The sequence below is a fragment of the Pseudomonas sp. GM18 genome (genome assembly GCF_000282195.1).
In the GTDB taxonomy this organism is placed as follows: Bacteria; Pseudomonadota; Gammaproteobacteria; order Pseudomonadales; family Pseudomonadaceae; genus Aquipseudomonas.
The window spans coordinates 79,437-105,739 of sequence record NZ_AKJT01000040.1 but is presented as its reverse complement, the minus strand read 5'-3'; the positions used below and the strand labels follow the sequence as shown (position 1 = coordinate 105,739).

25 protein-coding genes are annotated in these 26,303 nt (G+C 59.1%); 14 read left to right on the top strand and 11 right to left on the bottom strand.

What is annotated here, in order from left to right; all coding sequences use genetic code 11:
• Nucleotides 1-84: 84 nt before the first annotated feature.
• A complete protein-coding gene (locus PMI21_RS15845; RefSeq protein ID WP_007937757.1) occupies nt 85-510 on the top strand; it encodes a VOC family protein in 426 nt (141 codons plus the stop codon).
• A complete protein-coding gene (locus PMI21_RS15850; RefSeq protein ID WP_007937755.1) occupies nt 507-1,784 on the top strand; it encodes an amidase in 1,278 nt (425 codons plus the stop codon). Before PMI21_RS15845 ends, PMI21_RS15850 begins: the two co-directional genes overlap by 4 nt.
• Here the strand turns inward: PMI21_RS15850 and PMI21_RS15855 are convergent.
• The 5 genes from PMI21_RS15855 to PMI21_RS15875 all read right to left on the bottom strand — a co-directional run bounded on the left by PMI21_RS15855 (nt 1,775) and on the right by PMI21_RS15875 (nt 7,016).
• A complete protein-coding gene (locus PMI21_RS15855; protein WP_007937754.1) occupies nt 1,775-2,383 on the bottom strand; it encodes a GGDEF domain-containing protein in 609 nt (202 codons plus the stop codon). The two genes, PMI21_RS15850 and PMI21_RS15855, sit on opposite strands and share 10 nt — an antisense overlap.
• Before the next feature lie 74 nt (nt 2,384-2,457).
• Nucleotides 2,458-3,036, bottom strand: coding sequence for a hypothetical protein (locus PMI21_RS15860; protein ID WP_007937753.1), 579 nt, complete (start codon nt 3,034-3,036; stop codon nt 2,458-2,460).
• A gap of 1 nt (nt 3,037) precedes the next feature.
• A complete protein-coding gene (locus tag PMI21_RS15865; protein WP_007937752.1) occupies nt 3,038-5,206 on the bottom strand; it encodes a xanthine dehydrogenase family protein molybdopterin-binding subunit in 2,169 nt (722 codons plus the stop codon).
• Between the two features lie 31 nt (nt 5,207-5,237).
• Nucleotides 5,238-5,693: a (2Fe-2S)-binding protein gene (locus PMI21_RS15870; RefSeq protein ID WP_007937751.1), complete on the bottom strand. Its 456-nt coding sequence runs from the start codon at nt 5,691-5,693 to the stop codon at nt 5,238-5,240.
• 168 nt (nt 5,694-5,861) lie between these two features.
• On the bottom strand, nt 5,862-7,016 hold the full coding sequence (locus PMI21_RS15875) for an NnrS family protein (RefSeq protein ID WP_007937750.1): 1,155 nt from the start codon (nt 7,014-7,016) through the stop codon (nt 5,862-5,864).
• Between the two features lie 333 nt (nt 7,017-7,349).
• Between PMI21_RS15875 and PMI21_RS15880 the strand changes: the two genes are divergently transcribed.
• From PMI21_RS15880 to PMI21_RS15890, 3 genes are all read left to right on the top strand, one after another.
• Nucleotides 7,350-7,853, top strand: a complete 504-nt coding sequence (locus PMI21_RS15880) for a VOC family protein (RefSeq protein WP_007937748.1) — start codon at nt 7,350-7,352, stop codon at nt 7,851-7,853.
• Between the two features lie 34 nt (nt 7,854-7,887).
• Nucleotides 7,888-8,721 carry an AraC family transcriptional regulator gene (locus tag PMI21_RS15885; RefSeq protein WP_007937747.1) on the top strand — a complete coding sequence of 278 codons (834 nt, stop codon included), beginning with the start codon at nt 7,888-7,890 and terminating at the stop codon, nt 8,719-8,721.
• A gap of 180 nt (nt 8,722-8,901) precedes the next feature.
• Nucleotides 8,902-12,588, top strand: a complete 3,687-nt coding sequence (locus tag PMI21_RS15890; RefSeq protein WP_007937745.1) for a hypothetical protein — start codon at nt 8,902-8,904, stop codon at nt 12,586-12,588.
• A 23-nt stretch (nt 12,589-12,611) separates the two neighbouring features.
• Here PMI21_RS15890 and PMI21_RS15895 read toward each other — a convergent pair whose 3' ends face one another.
• Nucleotides 12,612-13,199, bottom strand: a complete 588-nt coding sequence (locus PMI21_RS15895) for a LysE family translocator (RefSeq protein ID WP_007937744.1) — start codon at nt 13,197-13,199, stop codon at nt 12,612-12,614.
• 265 nt (nt 13,200-13,464) lie between these two features.
• Between PMI21_RS15895 and PMI21_RS15900 the strand changes: the two genes are divergently transcribed.
• Together PMI21_RS15900 and PMI21_RS15905 are read left to right on the top strand one after the other, a co-directional pair.
• Nucleotides 13,465-13,677, top strand: a complete 213-nt coding sequence (locus PMI21_RS15900; protein WP_007937743.1) for a DUF1059 domain-containing protein — start codon at nt 13,465-13,467, stop codon at nt 13,675-13,677.
• Nucleotides 13,678-13,875: 198 nt separating this feature from the next.
• Complete coding sequence (locus PMI21_RS15905; protein ID WP_007937742.1) at nt 13,876-14,496, top strand: LysE family translocator; 621 nt, start codon at nt 13,876-13,878, stop codon at nt 14,494-14,496.
• A 3-nt stretch (nt 14,497-14,499) separates the two neighbouring features.
• Here the strand turns inward: PMI21_RS15905 and PMI21_RS15910 are convergent, their stop codons facing one another.
• Nucleotides 14,500-14,913, bottom strand: a complete 414-nt coding sequence (locus PMI21_RS15910) for a VOC family protein (RefSeq protein WP_007937741.1) — start codon at nt 14,911-14,913, stop codon at nt 14,500-14,502.
• A gap of 126 nt (nt 14,914-15,039) precedes the next feature.
• On the opposite strand from PMI21_RS15910, the gene PMI21_RS15915 reads away from it, so the two are divergent.
• From PMI21_RS15915 to PMI21_RS15935, 5 genes are all read left to right on the top strand, one after another.
• Nucleotides 15,040-16,122 carry a bifunctional transcriptional activator/DNA repair enzyme AdaA gene (locus tag PMI21_RS15915; protein ID WP_033063970.1) on the top strand — a complete coding sequence of 361 codons (1,083 nt, stop codon included), beginning with the start codon at nt 15,040-15,042 and terminating at the stop codon, nt 16,120-16,122.
• A gap of 74 nt (nt 16,123-16,196) precedes the next feature.
• Nucleotides 16,197-17,009, top strand: a complete 813-nt coding sequence (locus tag PMI21_RS15920) for an isocitrate lyase/PEP mutase family protein (RefSeq protein WP_007937739.1) — start codon at nt 16,197-16,199, stop codon at nt 17,007-17,009.
• Between the two features lie 74 nt (nt 17,010-17,083).
• A complete protein-coding gene (locus tag PMI21_RS15925; RefSeq protein WP_007937738.1) occupies nt 17,084-17,701 on the top strand; it encodes a DNA-3-methyladenine glycosylase family protein in 618 nt (205 codons plus the stop codon).
• A gap of 87 nt (nt 17,702-17,788) precedes the next feature.
• Nucleotides 17,789-18,277, top strand: a complete 489-nt coding sequence (locus PMI21_RS15930; RefSeq protein ID WP_007937737.1) for a GFA family protein — start codon at nt 17,789-17,791, stop codon at nt 18,275-18,277.
• Between the two features lie 101 nt (nt 18,278-18,378).
• On the top strand, nt 18,379-18,855 hold the full coding sequence (locus tag PMI21_RS15935; RefSeq protein WP_007937736.1) for a hypothetical protein: 477 nt from the start codon (nt 18,379-18,381) through the stop codon (nt 18,853-18,855).
• Here the strand turns inward: PMI21_RS15935 and PMI21_RS15940 are convergent.
• The 3 genes from PMI21_RS15940 to PMI21_RS15950 all read right to left on the bottom strand — a co-directional run bounded on the left by PMI21_RS15940 (nt 18,852) and on the right by PMI21_RS15950 (nt 21,615).
• On the bottom strand, nt 18,852-20,138 hold the full coding sequence (locus PMI21_RS15940) for an ATP-binding protein (protein WP_007937735.1): 1,287 nt from the start codon (nt 20,136-20,138) through the stop codon (nt 18,852-18,854). The genes PMI21_RS15935 and PMI21_RS15940 overlap by 4 nt on opposite strands.
• Complete coding sequence (locus tag PMI21_RS15945) at nt 20,139-20,846, bottom strand: winged helix-turn-helix domain-containing protein (protein ID WP_033063975.1); 708 nt, start codon at nt 20,844-20,846, stop codon at nt 20,139-20,141. It abuts the gene before it with no gap.
• Nucleotides 20,847-21,006: 160 nt separating this feature from the next.
• Entirely contained in the window at nt 21,007-21,615 is a 609-nt protein-coding gene (locus tag PMI21_RS15950) for a tRNA-(ms[2]io[6]A)-hydroxylase (RefSeq protein WP_007937733.1), read from the bottom strand.
• Nucleotides 21,616-21,775: 160 nt separating this feature from the next.
• Here PMI21_RS15950 and PMI21_RS15955 point away from each other — a divergent pair, with 160 nt between their 5' ends.
• Nucleotides 21,776-22,639 carry a universal stress protein gene (locus PMI21_RS15955; protein WP_007937732.1) on the top strand — a complete coding sequence of 288 codons (864 nt, stop codon included), beginning with the start codon at nt 21,776-21,778 and terminating at the stop codon, nt 22,637-22,639.
• 115 nt (nt 22,640-22,754) lie between these two features.
• Here the strand turns inward: PMI21_RS15955 and PMI21_RS15960 are convergent, their stop codons facing one another.
• A complete protein-coding gene (locus PMI21_RS15960) occupies nt 22,755-23,225 on the bottom strand; it encodes a DUF1289 domain-containing protein (RefSeq protein WP_007937731.1) in 471 nt (156 codons plus the stop codon).
• 409 nt (nt 23,226-23,634) lie between these two features.
• Between PMI21_RS15960 and acnB the strand changes: the two genes are divergently transcribed.
• Nucleotides 23,635-26,244, top strand: a complete 2,610-nt coding sequence (gene acnB / locus PMI21_RS15965; RefSeq protein WP_033063969.1) for a bifunctional aconitate hydratase 2/2-methylisocitrate dehydratase — start codon at nt 23,635-23,637, stop codon at nt 26,242-26,244.
• Nucleotides 26,245-26,303 lie beyond the last annotated feature (59 nt).

Sequence of the window (26,303 nt, the reverse complement as noted above, 5' to 3'; positions counted from 1 at the left end):
GCTCGCTGCAAAAACTATCGTCTTTCAATCAAAAAGCACAGGACTAAACTCAGCCTCAACTCTCAATCCGTCGAGGCACATCCGATGCAACTGTCCCCTTTTCATTTGGCCATCCCGGTTTACGACCTGGACGCTACCCGGCGTTTCTATGGTGAGGTGTTCGGCCTGGAAGAAGGTCGCTCCAGCGATCAATGGGTCGATTTCAACTTTTTCGGCCATCAACTGGTGATTCATCTGGCCCCGAAAAACGCTTCTCAGGAAGCCGCCCATACCAACGCCGTGGATGGCCATGACGTACCGGTGCCGCATTTCGGTGTGGTCTTGCCGATGGAAGAATGGGAGGCGCTGGCCGAACGCCTGAAAGCCCTGGGTACACACTTCGTGATCGAGCCGGGTATCCGGTTTCAGGGATTGGTGGGCGAACAAGCCACGATGTTTCTCTTCGATCCCTGCGGCAATGCCTTGGAGTTCAAGGCGTTCAAAAATATCGATCAGTTGTTTGCCAAATGATCCGCCTCCCCCTTGACGCCACCACCCTCAGTGAAGCGGTGGTCAATGGCGAGACCACCGCCGCCATCATCGCCGAAACCTTTCTTGAGCGCATTCAGGCGCAGGAGCCGGATATCCAGGCTTTTGTCTCGTTCGACGCCCGGCAGGTACGCGCCGATGCGGCGCAGCACAACAGCCGGGGCCTGCTGGCCGGCGTCCCCGTGGGCATCAAGGATATTTTCGACACCGCGGCCTACCCCACACAGTTCTTTTCGCCCATTTATACCGACCATCAACCCTCTCGGGACGCCCACGTCGTGACGCTGCTGCGCCAGGCCGGGGCGCTGATCATGGGCAAGACCCATACCACCGAGTTTGCGTACATGCACACCGGTCCAACCCGCAATCCCCACGATCTCACCCGCACGCCGGGCAGCTCCAGCGCCGGCTCGGCGGCCGGGATGGCAGCGGGTTTCTTTGCCCTGGCGCTGGGCACCCAGACAGCTGGCTCGTTGCTCAAGCCGGCATCCTACTGCGGCCTCTTCGCCTTCAAACCATCGCTGGGGCTGGTATCGCTGGAAGGGGTAAAACCGTTGGCGCCGAGCTTCGACACCGTGGGTTGGTATGGACAGTCAGTGCGCGACCTGCACCTGGTAGCGCGCGTGTTGATTCCCGGGTTCGCGGTGCCTGACATCGAGCGGCGTCCACTGCAATTGGGGTTCTGCCGCACGTCACGCTGGGATCAAGTGGACCCCGACGTTGCCCTCGCCCTGGAACAGGCGGTGGATCAGCTGCGCAGCGCCGGCCATCACGTGAGCGAAGTACGGCTGCCGGATGAGTTTGCCGGTGTGTTCGACGATCATCAGTTGATTAACGATTGCGAAGGTGCCCGCTCGCTGGCGAAGGAGTTTCAACAACACCGAACACAATTGAGCCCTTCGACCCTGGCCATGTTCGAGCGAGCGGCAACCACAACCTGGCAACAGGAATCCGCTGCCAAGGCGCGCCTGGCCGATCTTGCCCCACGCTTGAGCGAGCTTTGCCAACCCTTCGACGCGATGCTCGGCGCCTCTTGCGGGATGGTCGCGCCGGTCGGCCTGGAAAGCACCGGGCCGTCGGACTTCATCAAGTTTTGGGGGGCGTTTGGCTTGCCGCAACTGAACATCCCGCTGCGGCCCGGCCAAGCCATGTTGCCTGTCGGGCTACAGATGATCGGAAGGTTCAGAGAGGATGGTCGGCTGTTACGAACGGCCGAGTACGTTGCAGCGGTTTTGCAAGGCGCCATTCAAGAATGACGAGCATCGAACTGTCGGGCGCGCAACGCCTTATCGACCAGAGCCAGCAGGTCTTGCGCCGTTTGGGGTAGCTGAACATCAAACTCGATCTGGCCGACACTGAAGCGAATGTCATAGCCACGATGCACCGTGGCATTACGCTCATCGAGTATTTCTTCGAGGCGCGCCCTGATCGCGGCAATCTCCACCGTGTGGGCGCCGGTCAACAAGGCAGCAAACTCATCGCTGCCCAGCCGACCGATCACATCGCTTTCACGAAAAGCGATGCGCAGCACGTCGGCAAAGGTTTTCAGGGCGTTGTCGCCCTCGGCACGCCCATACAACCGGTTGATGCGCTTGAAGTCGTCAAGATCGAAAAACAACAGGGTCGCAGGTTGGCCCAACTGTCGACAGGCCTCCAGCGCCAATTGGGCGAGAGCCTCGAAGCCATGACGATTGGAGAGCAGCGTCAACTCATCCATGCTCGCCATTTGCACGCCCATCAGTTCTTGCTCGGCCTTGCGCGCCAGGTCGCGCAGTACATCGCGATCCTGCACGGCGCTGTCGAGGACGTTCGGTGTGCCAGCGCCGGGTTTGAGCGGTTTGTCTGGGGTTAGCATTACTCACTCCCTTGATGGGTATGAACGTTAGAGTCGTTCACACCCGGTTTGACTCCCTGTAAACGCGCCGCTGGTCAGCTACCCGCCACCGGACACGGCCCTCCAGCGTCCGCCCAGAGTTTGAACTGGGTGACGAAGATGTCGTGGGGCACCGGCACCGGCGCCCGTCCCTCACCCGGATGCCAGCCCCAGAGCACCAGTTTGTCCTCGCTGACATGTTTGATCAGTGCCGCAAAATCACGATCGCCATTGCTGGAACGGTCCTTGATCATCGCGCACAACCTGTCGGGCGGCAGACCGATCCAGGCCATTTTGTGCGCGGCCGACGGCAGGCTCCAATGCGGCGCTCCGGGCGGTGCGTGAGGCCCATAACTGGCGGGCGGATTGCTTTCGGCATGGCAACTGGCACACGGCAGACCGGCCGCCCCTTTGCCATCCATCCCGCGAACCACCCTCATCGAGTGAGGATTGCCGGCATCGAACTGTAAAGGCGAATCGCCGGGGATATGGCAGTTCTGACAACGGGGGCTCTGGAACACCTTCTGCACCGTGTCGAACGCCTTCACCGCCGTTTTATCGTCAGCGAACAGGTCCGAGGCATAGCCAGTCAGCCCGATCAGCACCACTGCACCCAGCACCAGATGTCGTTTCATGTCACACCCCCGACAGTTGCAGCGGCAGTTCCCGCAGACGCTGCCCGGTCAGGGCAAACACCGCGTTCGCCACGGCCGGCGCCACGGGCGGAACACCGGTCTCACCGATGCCACCGGGTTTGTCGGTGCTGGGGACGATGTGCACCTCGACCACGGGCATCTTATTCAGGCGCAGCACCTGATAGTCGTGAAAATTGGACTGCTGCACCTGGCCGTTCTTGAACGTCAATTTGCTGTGCAAGGTAAATCCGAGGCCGAAGGTGATACCTGACTCCATCTGCGCGGCGATGCTCTGCGGGTTGACCGCAATGCCGCAATCCACCGCACACACCACCCGGTGTACGCGAATCGCCAGATTGTCCTGGGATACCTCGGCCACATGGGCGACGTAGCTGCCGAAAGACTCATGCACCGCCACGCCCAATGCGTGGCCGTCCGGCAACGGGGCTTTCCAGTCGGCTTTCTCCACCGCCAGATTCAATACCCCCAGATGCCGTGGATGCGCCTTGAGCAAGGCTCGTCGGTATTCCACCGGATCCTTGCCGGCCGCCTCTGCCAGTTCATCGATCAACGATTCCATGACGAATGCCGTGTGGGTATGCCCTACCGACCGCAACCACAGCACGCTGATGCCGGTTTGTGGTGAATGCAGATCGATCAGGTGATTGGCCAGCCCCTCAAAATAAGGACTGTCGGCCACACCTTCGACGGAGGTTTTGTCGACGCCGTCCTTGACCATGGTCGCCTCGAACGAGGTGCCGGCCATGATCGACTGCCCGACCAGCACGTGCTTCCAGGCGATCGGCATGCCGTCGGCGTCCAGCCCGATGCGTGCCTGATGCAGGAACGCCGAGCGATAGTAACCGCCGCGAATATCGTCCTCTCGGGACCAGACGGTTTTCACCGGTTCGCCCGCCGCCTTGGCGACGTACACCGCCTCGCTGACAAAATCCGAGGTCGGGTTGGCCCGACGCCCAAAGCCGCCACCCAGGAATTGGGTATGAATCTCAACCTGTTCGGGTTTGAGCCCGGTGATTTTCCCCGCGATCATCTGATCCAGGGTCTGGAACTGCGTGCCAGTCCAGATTTCGCATTTGTCCTTGGTGATTTTCACCGTGCAATTGAGCGGTTCCATCGGTGCGTGGGCCAGGTACGGCACGCTGTATTCGGCCTCGATAGTCTTCGCCGCTCTCCCCAACATCACCGTCGCGTCCCCGGCCTGGCTGACCGAGGTGCCGGGGGTGGTGGCGAGTTTACGGAAGCTTTCCAGCAGTTGCTGGCTGTCGAGCCCGGCGTTCGGCCCCGGTTCCCATTCGACCTTCAGGGCATCGCGCCCCAGCTTCGCCGCCCAATAATGATCGGCAATCACCGCGACACCCGTGGGCACCTGCACCACTTTGTGCACGCCCGGCACCGCCAACGCCTCGGCGCCTTCAAAGGATTTGACACTGCCACCGAACACTGGCGGCCGAGCGACTACCGCGGTCATGAGCCCGTCGAATTGCACGTCCATGCCGAACTTGGCCTGCCCGGTGATTTTCTCCGGGGTGTCGAGACGCTTGGTGGGCTTGCCGATGACCTTCCAGTCCTTGGCCTCCTTGAACTTGATCGAGGCCGGATCCGGCACCGGCAACTTGCCGGCGTCATCCGCCAGTTCGCCGTAAGTAGCGCGCTTGTCGCCGGCAATGACCACGCCCGACTCGGTGCGAATCTGCGAAGGCGCCATGTCGAATCGCTTGGCCGCCGCCTCGATCAGCATCAAGCGCGCCGCCGCTCCGGCCTGGCGATAGCGATCGAACTCCATCCAGGTCGAGGTCGAACCGCCGGTGATTTGCATCCCGCCAAACGCCGGCAAGCCATACTCGGCGGCCGAGGCTGGCGCGTGTTCGACGCGGATTTTCGACCAGTCGGCGTCCAGTTCTTCAGCGATCAACATGGTCAGGCCGGTCCAGATGCCCTGGCCCATTTCCGAATGGCCGAGCAGCACGGTGACGCCGTTGTCGTTGCCGATGCGTAAAAAGGCATTGGGCGCGAAAACGTCTCCTTGATTCTCGGCACCGAAGGCGAAGCGATGGCTGCCAGGAATGACAAACCCCACCACCAGACCGCCACCCAACACGGCACTGCCCTTGAGAAAACCGCGACGCGAGACAGAGTTGATGCTGTGCATGGCTCAGACTCCCTTCAACGTGGCTTCAACCTCAACCGATCTCGGCGGCGCGCTTGACCGCCGCGCGGATTCTTGGGTAGGTGCCGCAGCGGCAAATGTTGCCGGACAACGCCTGGTCGATGTCGCTGTCGGTAGGCTTGGGGATCTTCGCCAGCAACGCGGCCGCCGACATGATCTGCCCGGACTGGCAATAACCGCACTGAACCACGTCGAGCTCGGCCCAGGCCTGTTGCACCGGGTGCGAGCCGTCGCTGGACAGGCCTTCGATGGTGAGAATTTTCTGCCCGTGGGCCACCGCCGTGGCGGGCGTGATGCAGGAGCGCAGCGGCGCGCCGTCGACGTGTACGGTGCAGGCGCCACACTGGGCCATGCCGCAACCGAATTTGGTACCCGTCAGGTGCGCGACATCGCGCAGAACCCAGAGCAAAGGCATGTCCGCGGGGACATCCAGTTCCTGGTCCTTGCCATTGATGTTCAGGGTCAGCATGGCGGATTTCCTCAGACTCACGATGTTCTGAAGGGGCGCCTCTACCGCGACGCCATTATTTTTCCGTCGGCGGGTTACGCGCGCCTTGGGTTATCCCTACAGCTAAGCGCAATTTGACCCACAAGCCATGTTCATCGACCACCGGTCACCCAGAGGCCATCGCTGGTGCTAGCCCCTCGGCTTGAGCAGGATCCCGGTGTACTGCGTCAGGAACAGGCCGAAACCAGCGCACCAAAGCAGCGCCGACATCCCCAGCCCGCCCCCGGAAAACGGCACGACAAACACGCGGAACACACCGGCAATCACCAGCAAGACAAACCCCAGGACCACGGTTTTCGGAGGCTGCAACAATCGCCCGGTATGACCGAGGCTGACGCGAGCAATCATCGCCAGAATCAGCCCGCCGACCCCGCCAACCGCCAGGGAGTGCGTGGCCAGGCTCTGTTGCGGCAGGCTGCCAATGTGCCACAGCGCCATGGCCAGCGCGGCGACCGCCAGCCAGGCATAGGCCAGATACAACGACCAGAGCAGCGGCACCCGCCAGATCCCCCGATCATGCCAACGCCACAGACGAGCCAGATGCAAACCGCCCAACACCCCATACAACACCGCCAGCCAAACACGGGGGACATCATTCAAACCGACGGCGAAAGACACCGCCGCCAGCAATCCGCCCAGCAGCAATATTCGAGTCGGCAATGGATGAGTCGCCGGCCCTGCGGGACGCTTCAAACCGCGCTGGATGAAGAACGGAATCACCCGCCCGCCAATCACCGTCATCAACGCCGCCACCAGCCACAATGCCGCCAGCACACCTCGGCGTTGCAGCCCGACGTCATCAGTGGCGATACCCCATAACGTCATTGCCTGACAGCCCGCCATCAGGACAATCACCAACAGAATCGGATAGTTGTCGCGTTTACCGGCCGCGACCAGCTCCCGTCCAAGTACCCATGCCAGCAACGGCAGAAAAGGCAGTTGCAGCGCAATCAACGCTTGCGGGGGTATCGGCATCAACCAAGCGAATCGCGCCAGCAGCCACACCAGCAGCAGACCGATCAAAGGCCAACCGCTCAAGCCCGGACGCCCGGTCCAGTTTGGCACCGCTGTCAGCAGGAACCCGGCGATGATTGCGCAGGCAAATCCGAACGGCATTTCATGTCGATGCCAGTTGAGCATCCCGCCAATCGGTTGTGCACCGGGCAATCGGCCGTACAGCCAGAGTGCCCAGATGGCCAGCGCTACCATGGCAAATCCGGCGCCAGCCAGGAAGAACGGGCGAAACCCGAGACTGAAGACCGGTGCGGCGGCAAGTTTGCGCATTTCAGGCCTCCACGCCGACGAGGCCCGGGCACGGCAGGCGCGGTTGATTCTGGGGCAGTCTGAAGGCATCGAACATTGTTCCGTACTCCTGAAAGGGGGATCAGTCATACGTTTGAAACATCAAGTCTCGTGCCAACTAATTTAATCAATAAAATCAGTTAACTACGGCAGATGAAGTCAATATGACTCGTCAAAAATGGAGTCATAACGACAGCACACGGAGTCATTAGGACTACACCCGGCATTCAATTTGTCGATCTACGGCACAACCGAGTGACCTCGGGCTGGCTACGCTGATAATCCAGAGTGTTCAACCTGCCGAGGACAACCGCCATGCAACGCTTTCCAAAACTCACACCCTGCCTGTGGTTTGACGATCAGGCCGAAGCGGCGGCGAAGTTTTATTGCTCGATCTTCGATCACTCGAAAATCACCGCCATCACCCATTACGGCAAGGCCGGTCAGGAAATCCACGGCCGGCCGGAAGGCTCGGTGATGACCGTCAGTTTCGAGCTCGATGGCCAGACCTTCACCGGCCTCAATGGCGGGCCAGTGTTCACCTTCAACGAAGCGGTGTCGTTCCAGGTCAACTGCCAGAACCAGGAGGAAGTCGACCACTTCTGGGGCACCCTGTCCGCCGGTGGTCCGGTGCAGGCGCAGCAGTGCGGCTGGCTCAAGGACAAATTCGGGATGTCATGGCAGATCGTGCCGGTGGCGCTGATGCACATGATGCAAGACCCCGACACGGCAAAATCCCAGCGCGCCATGCAAGCGATGTTGCAGATGAAAAAACTCGACATCGCCGAACTGGAACGAGCCTTTGCCGGCCAGAGCTAATACACTCAGGTACTGGCCCGCCAAGGACATTGAGATGAAGCACACCGTCGCCAAAGATGCAGACAAAGCCCCGCGTTTCTGGCGCGACGACGCCCTGCCCTTCATCGAAGCCCGCTCCATCGCCGACGGTCGCAAGGTCTGCTATGCCCGGCACTCCCACGAACACTTTTCCATCGGCGCGATCACCGCCGGGCGCAGCACCTACATCCATGAGCAATCGGAGTTTCAAGTCAGCGCCGGCACCGTGGTGTTGATGAACCCCGGCGATGTGCATGCCTGCAATCCGATCGATGACCAGCCCTGGACGTACCTGATGCTGTACGTCGAGACGCCCTGGTTGACTGACTTGCAGCATCAGCTCGACTTCAGCCAGGACTCGGCGTTTCGCCGGTTTTCCATCACCCACAATCGCGATGTCGAGCTGTTCGCCGGCCTGAAGAACTTGTACGAGGTGTTGGTCGATCAGCAGCAGGACGTGCTGCACAAGCACAGCGCGGCGGTGGAGTTTTTCACCGAGGTGCAACAGCGGCTCAACCCTATAGATCAACCGCTGCGCGAGCCCAACTTCAAGCTGGAACGGGCCGCCGACTACATCCGCGACAACTGCACGCATTTGCTCAAGCTCGAAGACATTTGCGAAGCGGCGCAACTGTCGCCGTCCTACCTGATCCGCGCCTTCAAACAGTATTACGGCATGACGCCCCATGCATTTCTGGTCAACCGGCGCATCCAGTTCGCCCGGGATCGACTGCGCAGCGGCAGGTTGATCGCCGACGTGGCGCTGGAAGCCGGGTTTGCCGATCAGGCGCATTTTCAGCGGGCGTTCAAACAGCATCTGGCGGCGACGCCGGGGCAGTATCGCGGCTAAAAGCTAATATTTAGAAGTTTATACATTATAAAGTTAGTTGCCATTCCGACAACGAACGAACCGCACTTCCAAAGATATCATACAAAGACATACAACCAAAATGACAAAGCACCACACTCTTATCTAAGCTCCCTTCCCACGTTACAACCAAACTTAACCCAAGAAGATGGAGCTTCCCACTTGAGCTTTCCAGACAACGCCCTGTTTCAAACCAATAACCAACGCGAGAAACAATCCGTCGCTGACGCCATTACCAACTTCCTCAGTGATGAATATGTCATGAAAACCATCGACTGGTCGTGGGATCGCTTATCAGTCACTCGTATTACCGATTCCCACTTTGACAATTTGCATCGCCCCGCCGCTATGTGCCTGTCGAGGCTTATCCGGCATCCTGACTTTTTAAAGATCAGGTCCGAACAGTCCATTCCGGCGACGAGTTCTTTTCAAGTCGATGAGCAGGGGCATCTCTTTAATACCCATGAGAACGTCAGTAGCCGCACCGTTGATTCCGAGGATGTCACTGTTGGCTTCTTCTCCACCCGCACCGACATCACCCACTTTGTCGTCGGCATTGAATCTTTCGAAGAAGACCTTCAACTGTTGGCCAGCATGGCCAAGCTGACAGGTGGATGGGTGACGGCCACCGAAAAAATGGCGGTCGGTCAGTGGTTGCGCGTTCATGGTCTGCCGCTTCCTACTACTGTAGAAGGCGCCAAAGAGTTGATCGACTTAATCAATAACTCGACACTGCCAGACAGCCCGCCGTATGACGATTACTGGCAACTGATGGATTCCCCTGCAGACTCTCCGTTCAATCTCACAGAAGAAAATCGCGCGATCATTCGTCGCGTCTCCGAAGAACAGACGGCGGGCGAAGTCCCTCTGGTTACCCTGCTGGGTGATTCGCTCAGACTCGAAAGCGGCTCCGCCGATGGATTACCCACCAGCCAGAGCTACCGAATGGCGAGGCTGATTGACATCGCCGTGTGGGCCTCCGGCAGCGGCCAGGAATACCTCGACGCCTTGGGTTGGTTCGCCGATGAGAATGGCCCCAAACCCACAGAGCAGTTTATTGAGCAACTGATCATTGCGGCGATGCTACTTGATCTGGATCCCGACGCTGAACGGGCCAGTACCACGTTTGCCGGCTTCGACCTCTATTCGAAACGCTACTTGCTTGTCAGCCCGGCAGAGGTGCGTGCGCAACTTGAACGGCATCTGGTCGCCACATTCAAGCTCAACGAAGTCTTTGCGCCGCTGGTGGCGGAGCTGGTCCTGAGCGGCATGGCGCCGGAATACCTTGTCCGCGATGTACCGTCCGAATTGCGTGTAGGAACACCTGCCTGGGTCGTCTTCACCCAGACCGTCCATTTCGCCGAATCGATTGTTCCCGGTGTCTCCCGAAGCATGACTTATCAGCACTTGCTCGGGTTCGCCCGGGTATCGGAACTGACCCCTGAAACGAAAACATTGTTTGCCTCGCACTCGACTGACCCGGTGATCACGTGGGCATTGACGAACAGGCTTATTGCCCGGGACGCCGAGGGCAATCTGAGTCAGGAGGCCATTACCCTGGCACTGGAAGAGTATCGACAGCATGTCGACATGATGACGAACGCTCTGAACGAACTTGGCAAGCCATTGCCCCACCGCAAGCCTCTGGCTTTGAAAGAACTGACATCCCAAGTGCCTGATTGCGACCCGGACGAACTGCTGGTCAAACATCGCGGAACAGGTGGCGGCGCGGGGAGAAAGGTATCGGTTTTAGACCTTTACATGGGCGATGAACTGGACAACCAGGATTGGGACCGCGCAACAGGTAAAAGCATTTACCAGTCATTCCCTGATTTGGCTCACCTGTATCCCGTCGCTAACTTGTACGAGCACGCCATTCACAACCATCACAACGCAATAATGGAAGCGATGGCCGCCACAATAAATATCGCGTTTTCGCAACTACGACCGCTGGACCGGCAGTTCATTGAAGATGGCCACTTGGGTGTCTATTGTGTTCAAGAACACACAACGACCCGTTTTCCAGAACTTCCTAATCCTGGACACATCGTTAGACCTCTTACTTCCCTACCCGGAAAGACCGGCCGCTACGGCGTTCTGCTCTGTGCAGTACTTGATTCAAAAATCCGCTGCTATGAACTTTTCCCACTGCGAATGGAGTGTAAGTTCAGTGAAGAGCTCAGCGATGCAATTCGTCCTCTCGTGACGGCGAATGATTTTGTAACCGAAGCAAATTTTGTAGACCAGAAAGAGCTTCTGAGAGCCCCGCTGGATATGCGCGCCTATAGAGAAAACATAGAGCCCCGTAACAATGCGCGTTCTGATTTGTTCATTCTCAAGATCGGAGAGTTCAAGGCATCGGCAAATGATGCAGACTCTACATCGCCGAATCGATACTTCCGCTCTGAACGCAAGGAAACCATCAGCACTCTTATCGCTGAAAAGAACCCTCACTTCACTGAAGTTGAATTGAGGGAACTGGGCCTCGACTCGACGCAACGCGAAAAAGCAATTGAAAAAACCGATGCAGTATTTAATGTAATTCTGAACCTGATCATTCCGTTCAAAGGTTGCATAGAAGACATGACATCAGGTGATCCATCAAAACAACGGGGCGCCCTTCTGGGTTGCGTCATGGACGCAGCGGTCCTGCTGGTATCCTTCGCCGTCATCGGTGTAAAAATTGTCGCTATCAGCGCGAAAGCCGCGACGTTGGTTTCCAAACTACTGTCTGCCTCCAAAGTCGCTGCCAGTACCGTCGTCGGTCTATTCAACCCCATCAGCGGTGTACCGCAACTGCTCAAGGGTGGCGCCAAGCTACTTGGCCGGGGCGTGATAAAACTGAGCGGCAGCGCCTTCTCCGCTTCACACGCTGCCAGACAGCAACTGCGTTACTTCACCGGTGCAAATAGCTACGACCTGATCAAGGCCATCGACCATACCGGCTCGGCTCCCCGGATCCGCATGTCACTGGACACGGTTGCCCATGGGCGTGCGCTATTCAAGGACGACAGCATTGAAACCGTCGAACAGATTTTGACCCGTCTGGGTAACAAGGGAAATCGCTTGCCAGAGGGTGCCTCACCTGTCGAACTGGAGCATTTGTTTAATAAAGCGGTTGTTGAATCGACGACTAAACTCAAACAGGCTCAGGACTTGGAGTCGTTGACCAGCCGATCGGCGGTGGATGAGGTATTCAAGGTATTCCAGAAAGAATACAAACTTGGCTACAGCAATGTACGTTCCGCATCGGATGCCCAAGGTTACGTCGATGTACTGACAGACTTTGCTCGCATCGAAACAAAAAATGTCACCTACGTAAAAAACTACCAGCAAAATGTGCTTACAAAGGACCTCGGCAAAGCGCCGTATAACCAGTTCATGCCGGAGTCGACCTTCAACCCAAACGGCTATACAGACAATGCGCAACGGGCTGGAGCCTGGATAATGAACGGTTCAACCTCCAAAGGTAATAACGTCGACGACATGGTTGCGGTACTGCGTGAATATGCGGGCAACAAAAAGTCGTTGACCGATCCCGCAGTGATCAAAGAGGTGCACCGGCGCATGGCACCTGCCTCCGCAAACGTCGTACGCGTACGAAACGATGGCCAAATCTATCCAAGTAACATCAGCGGATTCGCTGCCATGGAACAGCATCTGAAAACACTGAACACCGGCCATGAGCATTTCGACAAGCATTTGCTCGCGACCGTCGTGGGTTTCCACGGTCTGGGCGACGGTAACGGCCGAACCGGTCGTGCGCTGTATGCCATCAGCCAGCTACGAAACAACCGGTTCACACCGCTGACAAAAAACGAGTTCAGCTTGCTGCACGGCCTCGATTGAAATGATTGTCTGGGGGGTGGTGCCTAGGAAAACAGCAAATACGCTGCACTCCCCCCCAGCAAACCCGCCATCACCCGATTGAACAAACGCATGCTTGCAGGATTACTCAGATAGCCCTGCAGGCATGTGCCGGCATACGCCCAACAACCGACAGACACATAGCAAATCACCAGATACACCGCCGCAAACTGCCACACCAACCGCGCCTCGCCGTCCGCGACGAAGGCGCCCATGCCCGCTACACACGCCAGCCAGGCTTTCGGATTGAGCCATTGCATCACCGCGCCGTACAGCATCGACGGTGCTCGGCGCGACTCTTTTGCATCGATGCGACCATCGTCCGCCGCCAGCTTCCAGGCCATGAACAACAGAAACGCTACACCCGCCAGTTGCACCACCTGCGTCAGCGCCGGCCATCGTTGCAACACCTCATGCAACCCCAGACCCATCAGCACCAACAACAGCACAAACCCCAGAGTCGCCCCGGCAACATGCCGCAGACTGGCGCGAAAGCCGAACTGTGCCCCCGAACTCAAGGCCACAATATTCACCGGCCCCGGTGTAATGGAGGCGACCAGGGCAAACGCCGCCATGGAAAGAATCAGACTCATTGCATACCTTCTTCAATTCAATTGAACCAGGCCTCAAGGTAAAGAGCCGGGTGAACGCCGTATTGAAGAAAACACCCCTTTGCTCACGACAATCGGCATGGAAATGCTTCACCGCACAGTCGGTCAGCGTTCCTGCCTGGTGCCGGGCCTATACTTTGAGAGTCGGCACACTCGATGCGACAGGCAATCGTTGGATGTAGGGGGACGCGTCGGGTGATCGTTCACGCAGGCCACGGCCTGCCTTCACCGTAGGGAGGAAAAGATTATGGCCCGTAAATACATCGACTGCCGCGAGTTCCCAAGCGCTTCCAAATGCTCGGTCGCCCTGTCCGCAGACTCTGAAAACGAACTGCTGGAGGCCGCGGCACAGCATGCGGTCAGTGTTCACAAGCACACCGATTCACCGGAACTGCGAGCTCAACTGAAGACAATGTTTCACGACGGCACCCCGCCCGTAGAAGCCCCACGTCCGGCGTAGGAGCTGCCGAAGGCTGCGATCTTTTGATCTTGATGTTCACCCGTAAAAAAGGGACAGACCACGATTTAAGGCAAATGCCGAACAATCGTGGTCTGTCCCGTGTTGTTCTCTGTACGGCCATTTGCATCCACCGCTGTATGGCCCAAACCACCAACCACCCGTGATAAAAATACCGCTCCCGTTCCTGGAGCCCTGTTCATGGACCTCGCCACCCTCTTCCTGTTTCTGCCGGCCTGCTTCGCCTTGAACATGGCCCCCGGCCCGAACAATCTGTTGTCGGTCAGTAACGCCACCCGTTATGGCTATCGTCGTGCCTGTGTGGCCGGCGTCGGGCGTTTGCTGGCGTTTGCCGGGATGATCGGCCTGGCCGCCGCCGGGTTGTCGGTGGTGCTGAAAACCTCGGAATGGCTGTTCTACGCGATCAAGATTATCGGTGCCGCTTACCTGTTGTACCTGGCGTGGCAACTGTGGCGTGCCAATCCCGAAGCCGAGCAGCACATCACCGGCACGCCGGTGGGGATCCTGGCCCTGGCGCGGCAGGAATTTCTGGTGGCGGCGGGTAATCCGAAGGCCATTTTGCTGTTCACTGCCTTCCTGCCACAGTTCGTCGACCCGACACAGGCGGTGACTCCGCAATTCGCGGTGCTCGGCGCGTTGTTCCTGATGCTGGAATGGATCGCCATCAGCGCCTACGCCTACATGGGCCTGCACATGCGCCGCTGGTTCGCCGAACCGCGGGGCAAGCGGATGTTCAACCGTTGCTGCGCGGGATTGTTGTCGGCGGCGGCTTCAGTGCTGTTGATGGCGAAACGGGCCTGACCTTTACGCTTGGGACGGCCCTTTCAGTTCGACCTGGTTGCCGTCCGGATCGAAGCAATAGATAGACAGCCCGTTGCCCTCGGCGCCGAAACGCACGGCGGCTTTCTCGGGTTTCAGGCCAAAGGACTGCAAGTGACTGATCAGCGCTTCCTCGTCGAACGGTTCAATGCGCAGGCAGAAGTGGTCGACGTTGCGCCGTTCGCGACCAGCGGCAGCACCGCCCGTGCGGCCGAGTTCGCCCTGGATGTCGACGAGGTCGATCATCGAGGTGCCCGCACGCAAATGCACCAGGCCCAGATCGTCACGGCGTTTGACCAGTTCGGCGCCGAACACCTCACCGTAAAAAGCGATGCTTCGTTCGAGGTCCTCGACGCGCAGGACGATGTGATCGATGTGTTTAATCGTGAATGCTTGCATTGGGATGGATTCCTGAAAATATCGTTTACAGCATTGCCGGTGACCCGATGACTGTAGCTCAGGGTACAAAAATTCTCTGTCGATTTTCCGGTGGAGGCGCCAGGCGACGCGGCTTATGCTCAGCCCATGAACCTACAAAACGCTGTACTTCCGCCTCACGCCGAGATGGTTCGCGCCATGCTCGAACGCGACACCGCCTACGAGGGGGTGTTCTTTACCGCGGTGAAAACCACCGGCATCTTCTGCCGCCCCAGTTGCACGGCGCGCAAACCGAAGCCGGAAAACGTCGAGTTCTTCGCTCATGCCGATGAGGCGATGTCGGCGGGTTATCGGGCCTGCCTGCGGTGCAAACCGCTGGACGCCGCGGCCATTGCACCGGACTGGGTGCAACAACTGCTGAAATCCGTCGACGCCGACCCCGACCTGCGCTGGACCGATGCCCAATTGCTTGCCGAAGGCATCGAGCCGCTGAAATTGCGGCGCTGGTTCAAGCAGCATTTCGGCATGACCTTTCACGCCTGGCTACGCAGCCGGCGCCTCGGCATCGCCCTGGGTGGCATCAAACAGGGCGAATCCATCGACAACGCGGCGTTCGATTCCGGCTACGAATCCCTGAGCGGTTTTCGCGATGCGTTTCAAAAGTCTTTCCACATCACCCCCGGCCGCGCTGCCCACAGCGAGCCCCTGCTGTTCACCCGATTGACCACCCCGCTGGGGCCGATGATCGCCATGGCCGAACGGCGCGGGCTGGTGCTGCTGGAGTTTCTCGATCGACCGGCATTGACCAAGGAAATCGAAGAACTGCAGAACCGTTATGGCTATGCCGTGGCCCCCGGACACAACGGGCATTTGCGGCAGATCGAAGAAGAACTGGCGCAATACTTTGCCGGCAAACGCAGCGAGTTCAGCGTGCCATTGCACCTGCCCGGCAGCGCATTCGCCAAACAGGTGTGGACCGAGCTGATGAAGATCCCCTACGGCCAGACCAGCACCTATGGCGCGATTGCCGCGCAATTGGGCAAGCCTGGCGCCAGTCGCGCCGTGGGCATGGCCAACGGGCAAAACCGTCTGGCGATTGTGCTGCCCTGTCATCGGGTGATCGGCGCAGACGGCTCGCTGACCGGCTATGGTGGAGGACAACCGCGCAAAGCGTTTCTGCTCAGGCTGGAAAGCGCCGCGGTGCAAATCACCCAACAACTGGCATTCTGATCACTCCCCCCTGTTTTCCAATAAACGGTTTTCCAACAAACAGTTTTCAAAAAAGTCATAAGGAAGGACATTCCATGGACACACTCGACACTCAGTTCCACCAACTGCACCAGAGCGGGCTGCTGATTCTGACCAACGTCGCCGATGCCACCGGGGCGCGACTGGTGGAACAGTTGGGCAGCAAAGCCGTGGCCACCAGCAGCGCAGCGGTGGCCTGGGTTCATGGTTATCCGGATGGCAACACCTTGCCGCTTGAGCGGCTGGTTTCCACAGTCGAATCCATCGCTCGGGTCATCAGCGTGCCGTTGAGCGTAGACATCGAGGCGGGTTATTCCGATGACCTGGACCGGGTTGCGCAAGTGGTCGACGCAGTGATCGCCGCCGGTGCCGTGGGGATCAATATCGAGGACGGTTCTGCCCCGCCCGACCTGCTGGCCCGCAAGATCGAAATCGCGCGCCAGGTCGCCAATCGCCGGAACGTAAAGCTGTTCATCAATGCCCGCACTGACGTGTACCTCAGGGGCCTGGTGCCGGCCGAAGATCGCGTCGCCGAGACGCTCAAACGCGCCGCGTTGTATCAGGCCGCCGGTGCCGACGGATTGTTCGCCGCTGGCGTCACGGCGGCGTACGAGATCGACGCCCTGTGCCACGGCACGACGCTGCCGCTGAACGTGCTCGGCTTCCCGGGCCTGCCGTCGCCTGAAGAACTGCAAGCCCTTGGCGTGCGCCGTTTGAGCGCCGGCTCGGGCATCGCCGAATTCCTCTACGGCGCCATGGCCGGCCTGGCCAAAAGCTTTCTGCAAACTGGAAAACTCGATAGCAGCGAACTGAAGGCCTTCACCTACGGCCAAGTGAACGCCCTGCTGGCCCCGACCGGGAAAGTTTGACCGCAAGCAATGGAGTGCGGCGCTGCGGGGGGACGACTAGTCTTGCCGCAGTCACCCGCCCCTCAGGATGCTCCATGCCCGACACCTATCAACTGGCCAGCAAATTCCTCTCGGCCCTCGATGCCGACTGGCAGCGCCACATCAGTGCCATCGGCCCCTGCCTGCATCAGCCCCATGCGGCTCGCGATCCTTATGAATCGCTGGTGCGGGCGATTGCCTATCAGCAACTGCATGCAAAGGCCGGCGATGCGATTGTCGGTCGGCTGCTGGCGTTGTTTCCCACTAGCACCTTCCCCAGACCCGAGCAGATCCTGGCGACCGACTTCGAGCAGATGCGCGGTTGCGGCTTTTCCGCCAGCAAAATCGCAACCATTCAGGGCATTGCTCAGGCCGCTCTGGATGGCGTGGTGCCGGACTACGCCACGGCGCTGGCCATGGACGATGAAGCATTGATCGAGCGCTTGATCACCTTGCGCGGAGTCGGCCGCTGGACCGTGGAAATGCTGCTGATCTACAGCCTGGAACGGCCAGACGTTCTGCCCGCCGATGACTTCGGGGTGCGTGAGGGTTATCGCCGGCTCAAGGGGCTGGAACAACAGCCGAGTCGCAAGCAGATGATCGATATCGGGCGGGCGTGGAGCCCTTATAGGACGGTGGCGGCGTGGTATTTGTGGCGGGTGCCTAACCGGTAGACCGCGATAGCGCGGGCATAAATTCAAGTCCAGAAACGCTTACGGTCTAGTCTGTCTTGAGTCATCCCATCCCCATCGGAGGCTCCCATGCAGCTCGAAGGCTCCTGCCATTGCGGCGCGGTGTCGTTCAGCCTGACCAGCGCCCACCCCTACCCTTATCAGCGTTGCTACTGCTCGATCTGTCGCAAGACCCAGGGCGGTGGCGGTTACGCGATCAACCTCGGCGGCGATGCCCGGAGCCTCAAGGTGCGCGGCCGCAAGCACATCTCGATTTACCATGCGCGGCTCAAGGACAAAGGCGATAAGCGTGCCCGACGCAGCACCGCCGAGCGGCATTTCTGTTCCCTGTGCGGTTCGGGGTTATGGCTGTTCAGCCCTGAATGGCCGGAGCTGATTCACCCGTTTGCCTCGGCCATCGACACTCCATTGCCAGTGCCGCCCGAGCACACGCATTTGATGCTCGGCTCCAAGGCGCCGTGGGTGAAAGTCGAGGTGCATCCACGTGACCAGCAATTCGAGGTCTACCCCACAGAGTCCATTGCCCAGTGGCATGTTCGCTTGGGTTTAAGCCGCTAAGTCCATTCACAGTCTTTGACAGTTTCCCGACAAAGCTGTCAAAGATTGCTCGCTGGCACCCGCCTAGCATGGCCGCATCCAATCTCCCTTCGGGTGCTCCCATGTTCCGTTCGTTGTCTCTATCGTTGACTTCATGCTGCCTGCTGTTTGCCGCCAGCGTGCCGTGTTACAGCAGCAGCGACGAACGCGTAGTGGCGCCGTTGCTGGGGGCAAAGATCAGCAGCCCTTACAGAGTTTTCCTCGATACCCATAAAGATCTGGGCTGGGCGTTTGATGAAGACGATTTCGGTTTGAGCGTGTACGTCGGCGCCAGTGATGTGCGCAAGGATCGCAAGAGCGGATTCAAAGGCCTGGATGAGCTCGACGGCATGGGTTCGATCAAGTCGCGGTCGGTGCTGGGGCTGGACGGGACCTACCAGATGGGGCCGATCATCCTCGGCGCCACCTTCGAACATGCGAGTCGCGGAGCGGATTTTACCTGGTCATTGCCGGTCAATGATCCGTGGAGTTTTTCGACGGTGCTGGCGGCGCAGTGCCTGGCCAACGATGCGGCCGATTGGTGTCCCAAAAAGATCTAATCCAGGTGCGCCCAGGTCATGCGAAACGACGCCCCACCCCACGGCGAATCCGCCACTTCCACTTGCCCGCCATGGGATTGCGACACCCGCCGCACCAGCGCCAGGCCCAAGCCGAAACCACCGGTGCGGCGGTCGCGGCTGGCATCGAGGCGCGAGAACGGTTCGAAGATTTTCTCCCGCCCGTCCAGCGGCACGCCTGGCCCGTCGTCGTTGACCCGCACTTCGTAAAGATCGCCGGTGCGCCCCAACGATACTTCCACCCGTTCGTCGGCATAGCGAATGGCATTGCGCAGCAAATTGATCACCGCCCGGGCCATGAAGCGCGGTTCGATACGAACCTCGTCGACCTGACATTCGACAATCAGCAGCTGCACCCCGGCGGCTTCAGCCTCCAGCGCCACGCTGCCCACCACGCTGTCGAGCCAATGGCTGGCCTGAATGTTCTCTCGGGTAATCACCGTAGCGCCGCGCTCGAGGCTGGCGTACGTCAGCAGCTCGGAAACCATCTCTTCCAGCTCGCCGAGGTCGGCGTACATGTCGCAAATCAACTCGCGGTTCCGGGTCGGATCGGGTTGTTGCTTGAGTTGATCGAGCTCGAACGACAAGCGCGCAATCGGCGTGCGCAGTTCGTGGGACACCGCGTTGGTCAGCTCGCGCTGATTGGCAATCAGGCCTTCGATGCGCGCCGCCATCAGGTTGAAGTGCTGAGCCAGATCGCGAATGTTCGAGCGCCTGGACAGCTGGATGCGCGCCGACAGGTCATTGTCGCCAAAGCGTTCGGCGGCCAGGCGCAGTTTTTCAAGATCGCGCCAGTGCGGGCGCACCCAGAAAAACAACACGCAACCGATCATCACCGCGATCATCAAATAGGCCGCGGCAATGTAGAACGGCATCAGACTCGGCTCGGCCGGCAGCTTGATGCTGAGCAGTTGCGGACCGTCGTCAATGCGTGAAATGAACTGCGTGTACTCGTCGCGAATCACCAGCAGGCCCTGGGCCAACTCGGTTTTCTCCTGATCGGTCAGGGCCAGTTGGTCGGTCTCGACCAGGGTCAAGCCCAAGCCGTAGTGAGGGCGCACGGCTTCCAGTTGTCGCTCCCGGGCCGAACCGTCCAGGCCACGCAACTGCTCGGTCAGCGACCAGGCCTGACCACGCACCGCCTCTTGGTTGTAGCTCCGCATCTGGCCGTCGAGCAGCGCATCGAACGTGCGCTCGACGGTTTGCAGCCCCAGTATCAAGCCAACCGTCATCACCAGAAACAGTCCCAAAAATAACCGCAGCATTTACAGCTCCCACGCAAACGGATTGAACAGATACCCCTTGCCCCACACAGTCTTGATGCACACCGGCTCACGCGGGTTGTCCTTGAGCTTGCCGCGCAATTTGCTGATGTACACGTCGACGCTGCGATTGAGGCCGTCGAAAGCGATACCGCGCATGCGGTTGAGGATGTCGTCGCGGGACAGAGTCTTGCCAGCGGCGCTGGCCAGCAACCACAGCAGTTCGAATTCCATGGTGGTGAGCTCAATGCCTTCTCCCGCCAGGCGCACTTCGCGGCAACTGCGATCGATGCTCAGATGGCCGAATTCCAGTGAGCTGCACGCACTGCTGTCCGGCATCTGACGGCGCTGCAAGGCGCGCAGACGGGCCAGCAGCACCGGAGGCTTGATCGGTTTGATCACGTAGTCGTCGGCACCGGATTCCAGGCCGAGAATGTGATCGAGGTCGTCTTCCTTGGCGGTGAGAATGACGATGGGGGTGTCGGATACGCTGCGGATTTCGCGGCACACGTGCAGGCCGCTCTGGCCCGGCAACATCAGGTCGAGTACGACGATTTTCGGTTTGAACTCAAGGAACGCGGCCATCGCAAGGTCACCGCGGTGCACCTCTCGGACTTCAAAGCCGTGTTGGGCCAGGAAATGCGCAATCAGCCCGGCGAGTTTCTCGTCGTCTTCCACCAGCAATACTTTGCCAAAACCCAGGCTATCCATGATGACCGTCTGCCAACCCTTGAATGAAATGGCCGGCATTATGGCGCCAATCGATGAAGGGACGGTTATCGCAGACAGCAAAAACCGGCCACGGGGGCCGGTTTTGGGCGATGTTTCATTCTTTTAAGAGTTTTTTACAATTATTGAAGATCAAACTTTGTCACGCCGCGACCGGCACACCACTGTGGAACCGGAACTCCACATCCGGCGATTCGATCAACGCCTGTTCGGCGTCACGCACCTTGTCGATCACCTGGGCAATGTCCTTGGCGTCACCGTACTGATAGGCCAGTTTCAGGTAACCCTGGAAATGCCGGGCTTCGCTTTTCAGCAGGCCGAAGTAGAACTTGCCCAGTTCTTCATCCAGATGCGGCACCAACGCCTCGAAACGCTCGCAACTGCGGGCTTCGATGAAAGCGCCGACCACCAGGGTGTCCACCAGTTTCACCGGTTCGTGGTTACGCACCACTTTGCGCAGCGCCGAGGCGTAACGCCCGGCGGACAGCTGACGCAGCTCGATCTTGCGTTTTTTCATCAGGCGCATGACCTGCTCGTGGTGCACCAGCTCTTCCCGGGCCAGACGCGACATCAGGTTGATCAGATCGACGTGGGAGTGGTACTTGGCAATCAGGCTCAACGCCGTGCTGGCCGCCTTGAATTCGCAGTTTTTGTGGTCGATCAGCAGCGTTTCCTGATCGGCCAGCGCGGCCTGGACCCAACCGTCGGGCGTGCGGCAGCCAAGGAACTCGTGAATTTCGGGAAGGATCATGGGGCTCACGGATAAAAGGTTCAAAACGAAGGGCGCCGATTATACCGGCCTGCCGACAGACCACCAGCCGCGACCGTTGATATGCATCAAGTCCCCGAATCGCTGGCAGCAACTATAGTTGTGCAACGCCGTGCTTTTTCATTTTCAGGAGATCCCGATCATGCAAGCCGTACGCAGCATTCTGGTGGTCATCGACCCCGAACACTCCGAAAGCCTCGCGCTCAAACGGGCCAAATTGATTGCAGGCGTGACCCAGGCGCATCTGCATCTGCTGGTGTGCGACCCCAAGCATGATCACAGTGGCATGTTGGGGGTGCTCAAGGCCGCTTTACTGGCGGACGGTTACAACGTCACCACCGAACAGGCCTGGAATCAGAGCTTGCATCAAACCATCATCGATGTGCAGCAGGCTGAAGGTTGCGGGCTGGTGGTCAAGCAGCATTATCCCGACAGTCCACTGAAAAAGGCCCTGCTGACCCCGGCGGACTGGAAACTGCTGCGCTACTGCCCGACTCCGGTGCTGCTGGTGAAAACCGCCAAATCCTGGGCCGGCGGCGTGATCCTGGCGGCCATCGATGTCGGCAATATGGACGGAGAACACCGCACCTTGCATGCCAGCATCATCGATCATGGCTACGACATTTCCAGCCTGGCCAAGGCCCATTTACACGTAATCAGCGCCCATCCGTCGCCGATGCTGTCGGCGGCCGACCCGACGTTACAGCTCAAGGAAACCATCGAGGCCCGTTACCGCGAGCAGTGCAAGGCGTTCCAGGCCGAGTTCGACATCGACGACGACCACCTGCACATCGAGGAAGGCCCGGCGGATGTATTGATACCGTTTATGGCCCATAAGCTGGAGGCGTCTTTGACGGTGATCGGCACGGTGGCGCGGACCGGGTTGTCCGGGGCGTTGATCGGTAATACAGCGGAAGTGGTGCTTGATGCGCTGGAGAGCGATGTGCTGGTGCTCAAGCCGGACGACATCATGGATCACCTGGAAGAGATCGTGACCCGGCATTAAGCAAGATCAAAAGATCGTCCGATCGCGGCCCGAGCCTTCGGCAGCTCCTACATGGATCGTGTTCCCCTGTAGGAGCTGTCGAGTGAAACGAGGCTGCGATCTTTGCCTTCAAAGGCTATCCGCCGAATGCGTCCTTGAGAAACCCCGGCGCAATGTAACGCTGGTAATGCGCTTCCGAGAGCAGGAAAAACTCCCGATCAATGGCATCCCTCAGTTCCGGCAGGTTCCAGTCGCGAAACTCCGGCAGCAGCACCATCCCATAGGCTTCAAGATTGTTGATGACCCGCGCGCCCCGAGCGATCAGTTGATAAGCCCAGCAATACTCCGACTGATGCGGAACAAAGCGGATCTTGCGCTGTTCCAGCTGCATTCTTAGCAGCGCCGGATCGAAAATTTCTACCTTGGCAGCCATCACCTGCGACAACAGCTGTTCAAGACGCAACCACACCGCGCGTTTTTCTTCCTCGTTGTAACCGTTCCAGTGGATCACTTCGTGATGGAAACGCTTGCAGCCACGGCACACCAAATCACCGTAAACAGTGGAGCAGAGGCCGACGCAGGGGGTCTTGATGGTCTGATTGGGCATAGGTAGACAAAACACGGGAAAGCAGAACAGGTCGGCATGTTAGCCCTTTGTCTAACATTCATCACCCCTCAAAGTTTTGGCCCTAACTTACCTTTCAAATTTTTTTGCCGTAGAATCAGCCAGCCTTTTAAGGCGCCAATGTCCGTCAAGAAGCTGTTTTCAAAGCGTCACGAGCACAGTCGTTCCTTCAGAGCGGTGTTGGCGAAGGGTTTTTCCAGCGGGGAAAAGCCCAACGCCAACCCTCATCAGCTCCCCGTTCTGCAGGCGTAAAACTTTGAAAGCAGCTTCTGTAAGGAATTGCCGGTAATTCTGGTTAAGCGGCCCACAACGCCACGCAGCGCATGAGTACGGCAATTTCGGGATGAGCGTCCCGGACACCCATTTGGGACCACTGATGAGGGTAATAACTGTGCTTGAAGCCTACCGCAAACATATCGAAGAGCGTGCAGCACTGGGTATCGTTCCCCAGCCGCTTAACGCCGAACAAACTGCAGGCCTGGTCGAGCTGCTGAAGAATCCCCCGGCTGGCGAAGAAGCTTTCCTCGTTGACCTGATCACCAATCGCGTTCCGCCAGGAGTAGACGAAGCCGCCTATGTAAAGGCCGGTTTCCTGTCTGCCCTCGCCAAGGGCGAAGCCAAATCCCCTCTGATCGACAAGAAACGCGCTGTTGAACTGCTCGGCACCATGCAGGGCGGCTACAACATCGTGACCCTGGTAAACCTGCTGGACGACGCCGAACTGGCGCCAGTGGCTGCTGAAGAACTCAAGCACACCCTGCTGATGTTCGATGCCTTCCACGACGTGGCTGAAAAAGCCAAGAACGGCAACGTTCACGCCAAGGCCGTGCTGCAATCCTGGGCTGACGGCGAGTGGTTCAAGAAGCGCCCGGTGCTGGCCGACAAGATCAGCCTGCGCGTCTTCAAGGTGACCGGCGAAACCAACACCGACGACCTGTCCCCTGCTCCAGACGCCTGGTCGCGTCCAGACATCCCGCTGCACGCCCTGGCCATGCTGAAAATGGCCCGCGACGGCATCGTTCCGGACGAGCAAGGCAAGACCGGCCCGATGAAGCAGATCGAAGAAATGCGCGGTCAAGGTTTCCCTATCGCCTACGTCGGTGACGTGGTCGGTACCGGTTCCTCGCGTAAATCCGCTACCAACTCGGTACTGTGGTTCTTCGGCGACGACATTCCTTACGTGCCGAACAAGCGCGCTGGCGGTTTCTGCTTCGGCAGCAAAATCGCTCCGATCTTCTACAACACCATGGAAGATGCCGGCGCACTGCCAATCGAGTTCGACGTTTCCAACATGAACATGGGCGACGTGATCGACCTGTACCCGCATGCTGGCAAAGTCACCAAGCACAACAGCGATGAAGTCCTGACCACCTTCGAAATGAAGACCCCGGTCCTGCTGGACGAAGTCCGCGCCGGCGGCCGTATTCCGCTGATCATCGGCCGTGGCCTGACCGAGAAGGCTCGCGCCGAGCTGGGCCTGCCGCCGTTCGACCTGTTCAAGAAGCCTGAAGCTCCGGCCGAAAGCACCAAGGGTTTCACCCTGGCGCAGAAAATGGTCGGCAAGGCTTGCGGCCTGGCAGAAGGCAAAGGCGTTCGTCCTGGCACCTACTGCGAACCGAAGATGACCACCGTGGGTTCCCAGGACACCACTGGTCCTATGACCCGTGACGAACTGAAAGACCTGGCGTGCCTGGGCTTCTCCGCTGATCTGGTGATGCAGTCCTTCTGCCACACCGCGGCTTATCCAAAGCCGATCGACGTGACCACTCACCACACCCTGCCTGACTTCATCATGACCCGCGGCGGCGTTTCCCTGCGTCCGGGCGACGGCATCATCCACTCGTGGCTGAACCGCATGCTGCTGCCAGACACCGTGGGTACCGGTGGTGACTCGCACACCCGTTTCCCGATGGGCATCTCGTTCCCGGCCGGTTCCGGTCTGGTCGCGTTCGCCGCAGCCACCGGCGTCATGCCGCTGGACATGCCGGAATCGATCCTGGTGCGCTTCAAAGGCAAAATGAAACCTGGCATCACCCTGCGTGACCTGGTTCATGCCATTCCTTACTTCGCCATCCAGAACGGTCTGCTGACCGTCGAGAAGAAAGGCAAGAAAAACGCCTTCTCCGGCCGCATCCTGGAAATCGAAGGCCTGGAAGGCCTGACGCTGGAACAGGCTTTCGAGCTGTCCGACGCCTCGGCCGAACGTTCGGCTGCCGGTTGCACCATCAAGCTGTCGAAAGAGTCGATCACCGAGTACCTGCAGTCCAACATCACCCTGCTGCGCTGGATGATCGGCGAAGGCTACGGCGATGCACGTACCCTGGAACGTCGTGCTCAAGCGATGGAAGCCTGGATCGCCAACCCGCAACTGATGGAAGCCGATGCCGACGCCGAATACGCCGAAGTCATCGAAATCGATCTGGCCGACATCAGCGAGCCTGTGCTCTGCGCACCTAACGATCCGGACGATGCCCGTCTGCTGTCCAGCGTTGCTGGCGAGAAGATCGACGAAGTGTTCATCGGTTCGTGCATGACCAACATCGGTCACTTCCGCGCTGCCGGTAAACTGCTGGATCAGGTCAAGGGTCAGCTGCCAACCCGTCTGTGGCTGTCGCCGCCGACCAAGATGGACGCTCACCAACTGACCGAAGAAGGCTACTACGGCATCTACGGCAAGGCCGGCGCACGCATGGAAATGCCAGGCTGCTCGCTGTGCATGGGTAACCAGGCACGTGTAGAGCCGAACTCCACCGTGGTGTCGACGTCGACCCGTAACTTCCCGAACCGTCTGGGTGACGGCGCGAACGTCTACCTGGCTTCGGCCGAGCTGGCGTCCGTTGCGTCCATCCTGGGTCGCCTGCCGACCGTCGAGGAGTACATGGAATACGCTGGCAAGATCGACAGCATGGCGGCCGACGTTTACCGCTACCTGTCCTTCGACCAGATCGCCGAGTTCCGTGAAGCTGCTGCGAACGCCAACATCCCGGTCGTTCAAGCCTAACGCTACAAAGCCATGAAAAACGCCGCCCATCGTGAGATGAGCGGCGTTTTTTTATGCCT

Coding starts and splice junctions, on each gene's coding strand:
- PMI21_RS15920 (WP_007937739.1), top strand. CDS start 16,197: ATGGACACACTCGACACTCAGTTCCACCAACTGCACCAGAGCGGGCTG.
- PMI21_RS15900 (WP_007937743.1), top strand. CDS start 13,465: ATGGCCCGTAAATACATCGACTGCCGCGAGTTCCCAAGCGCTTCCAAA.
- PMI21_RS15885 (WP_007937747.1), top strand. CDS start 7,888: ATGAAGCACACCGTCGCCAAAGATGCAGACAAAGCCCCGCGTTTCTGG.
- PMI21_RS15950 (WP_007937733.1), bottom strand. CDS start 21,615: ATGATCCTTCCCGAAATTCACGAGTTCCTTGGCTGCCGCACGCCCGAC.
- PMI21_RS15960 (WP_007937731.1), bottom strand. CDS start 23,225: ATGCCCAATCAGACCATCAAGACCCCCTGCGTCGGCCTCTGCTCCACT.
- PMI21_RS15910 (WP_007937741.1), bottom strand. CDS start 14,913: ATGCAAGCATTCACGATTAAACACATCGATCACATCGTCCTGCGCGTC.
- PMI21_RS15845 (WP_007937757.1), top strand. CDS start 85: ATGCAACTGTCCCCTTTTCATTTGGCCATCCCGGTTTACGACCTGGAC.
- PMI21_RS15940 (WP_007937735.1), bottom strand. CDS start 20,138: ATGCTGCGGTTATTTTTGGGACTGTTTCTGGTGATGACGGTTGGCTTG.
- PMI21_RS15925 (WP_007937738.1), top strand. CDS start 17,084: ATGCCCGACACCTATCAACTGGCCAGCAAATTCCTCTCGGCCCTCGAT.
- PMI21_RS15855 (WP_007937754.1), bottom strand. CDS start 2,383: ATGCTAACCCCAGACAAACCGCTCAAACCCGGCGCTGGCACACCGAAC.
- PMI21_RS15850 (WP_007937755.1), top strand. CDS start 507: ATGATCCGCCTCCCCCTTGACGCCACCACCCTCAGTGAAGCGGTGGTC.
- PMI21_RS15915 (WP_033063970.1), top strand. CDS start 15,040: ATGAACCTACAAAACGCTGTACTTCCGCCTCACGCCGAGATGGTTCGC.
- PMI21_RS15945 (WP_033063975.1), bottom strand. CDS start 20,846: ATGGATAGCCTGGGTTTTGGCAAAGTATTGCTGGTGGAAGACGACGAG.
- PMI21_RS15935 (WP_007937736.1), top strand. CDS start 18,379: ATGTTCCGTTCGTTGTCTCTATCGTTGACTTCATGCTGCCTGCTGTTT.
- PMI21_RS15865 (WP_007937752.1), bottom strand. CDS start 5,206: ATGCACAGCATCAACTCTGTCTCGCGTCGCGGTTTTCTCAAGGGCAGT.
- PMI21_RS15930 (WP_007937737.1), top strand. CDS start 17,789: ATGCAGCTCGAAGGCTCCTGCCATTGCGGCGCGGTGTCGTTCAGCCTG.
- PMI21_RS15955 (WP_007937732.1), top strand. CDS start 21,776: ATGCAAGCCGTACGCAGCATTCTGGTGGTCATCGACCCCGAACACTCC.
- PMI21_RS15895 (WP_007937744.1), bottom strand. CDS start 13,199: ATGAGTCTGATTCTTTCCATGGCGGCGTTTGCCCTGGTCGCCTCCATT.
- PMI21_RS15875 (WP_007937750.1), bottom strand. CDS start 7,016: ATGCGCAAACTTGCCGCCGCACCGGTCTTCAGTCTCGGGTTTCGCCCG.
- PMI21_RS15860 (WP_007937753.1), bottom strand. CDS start 3,036: ATGAAACGACATCTGGTGCTGGGTGCAGTGGTGCTGATCGGGCTGACT.
- PMI21_RS15880 (WP_007937748.1), top strand. CDS start 7,350: ATGCAACGCTTTCCAAAACTCACACCCTGCCTGTGGTTTGACGATCAG.
- PMI21_RS15870 (WP_007937751.1), bottom strand. CDS start 5,693: ATGCTGACCCTGAACATCAATGGCAAGGACCAGGAACTGGATGTCCCC.
- PMI21_RS15905 (WP_007937742.1), top strand. CDS start 13,876: ATGGACCTCGCCACCCTCTTCCTGTTTCTGCCGGCCTGCTTCGCCTTG.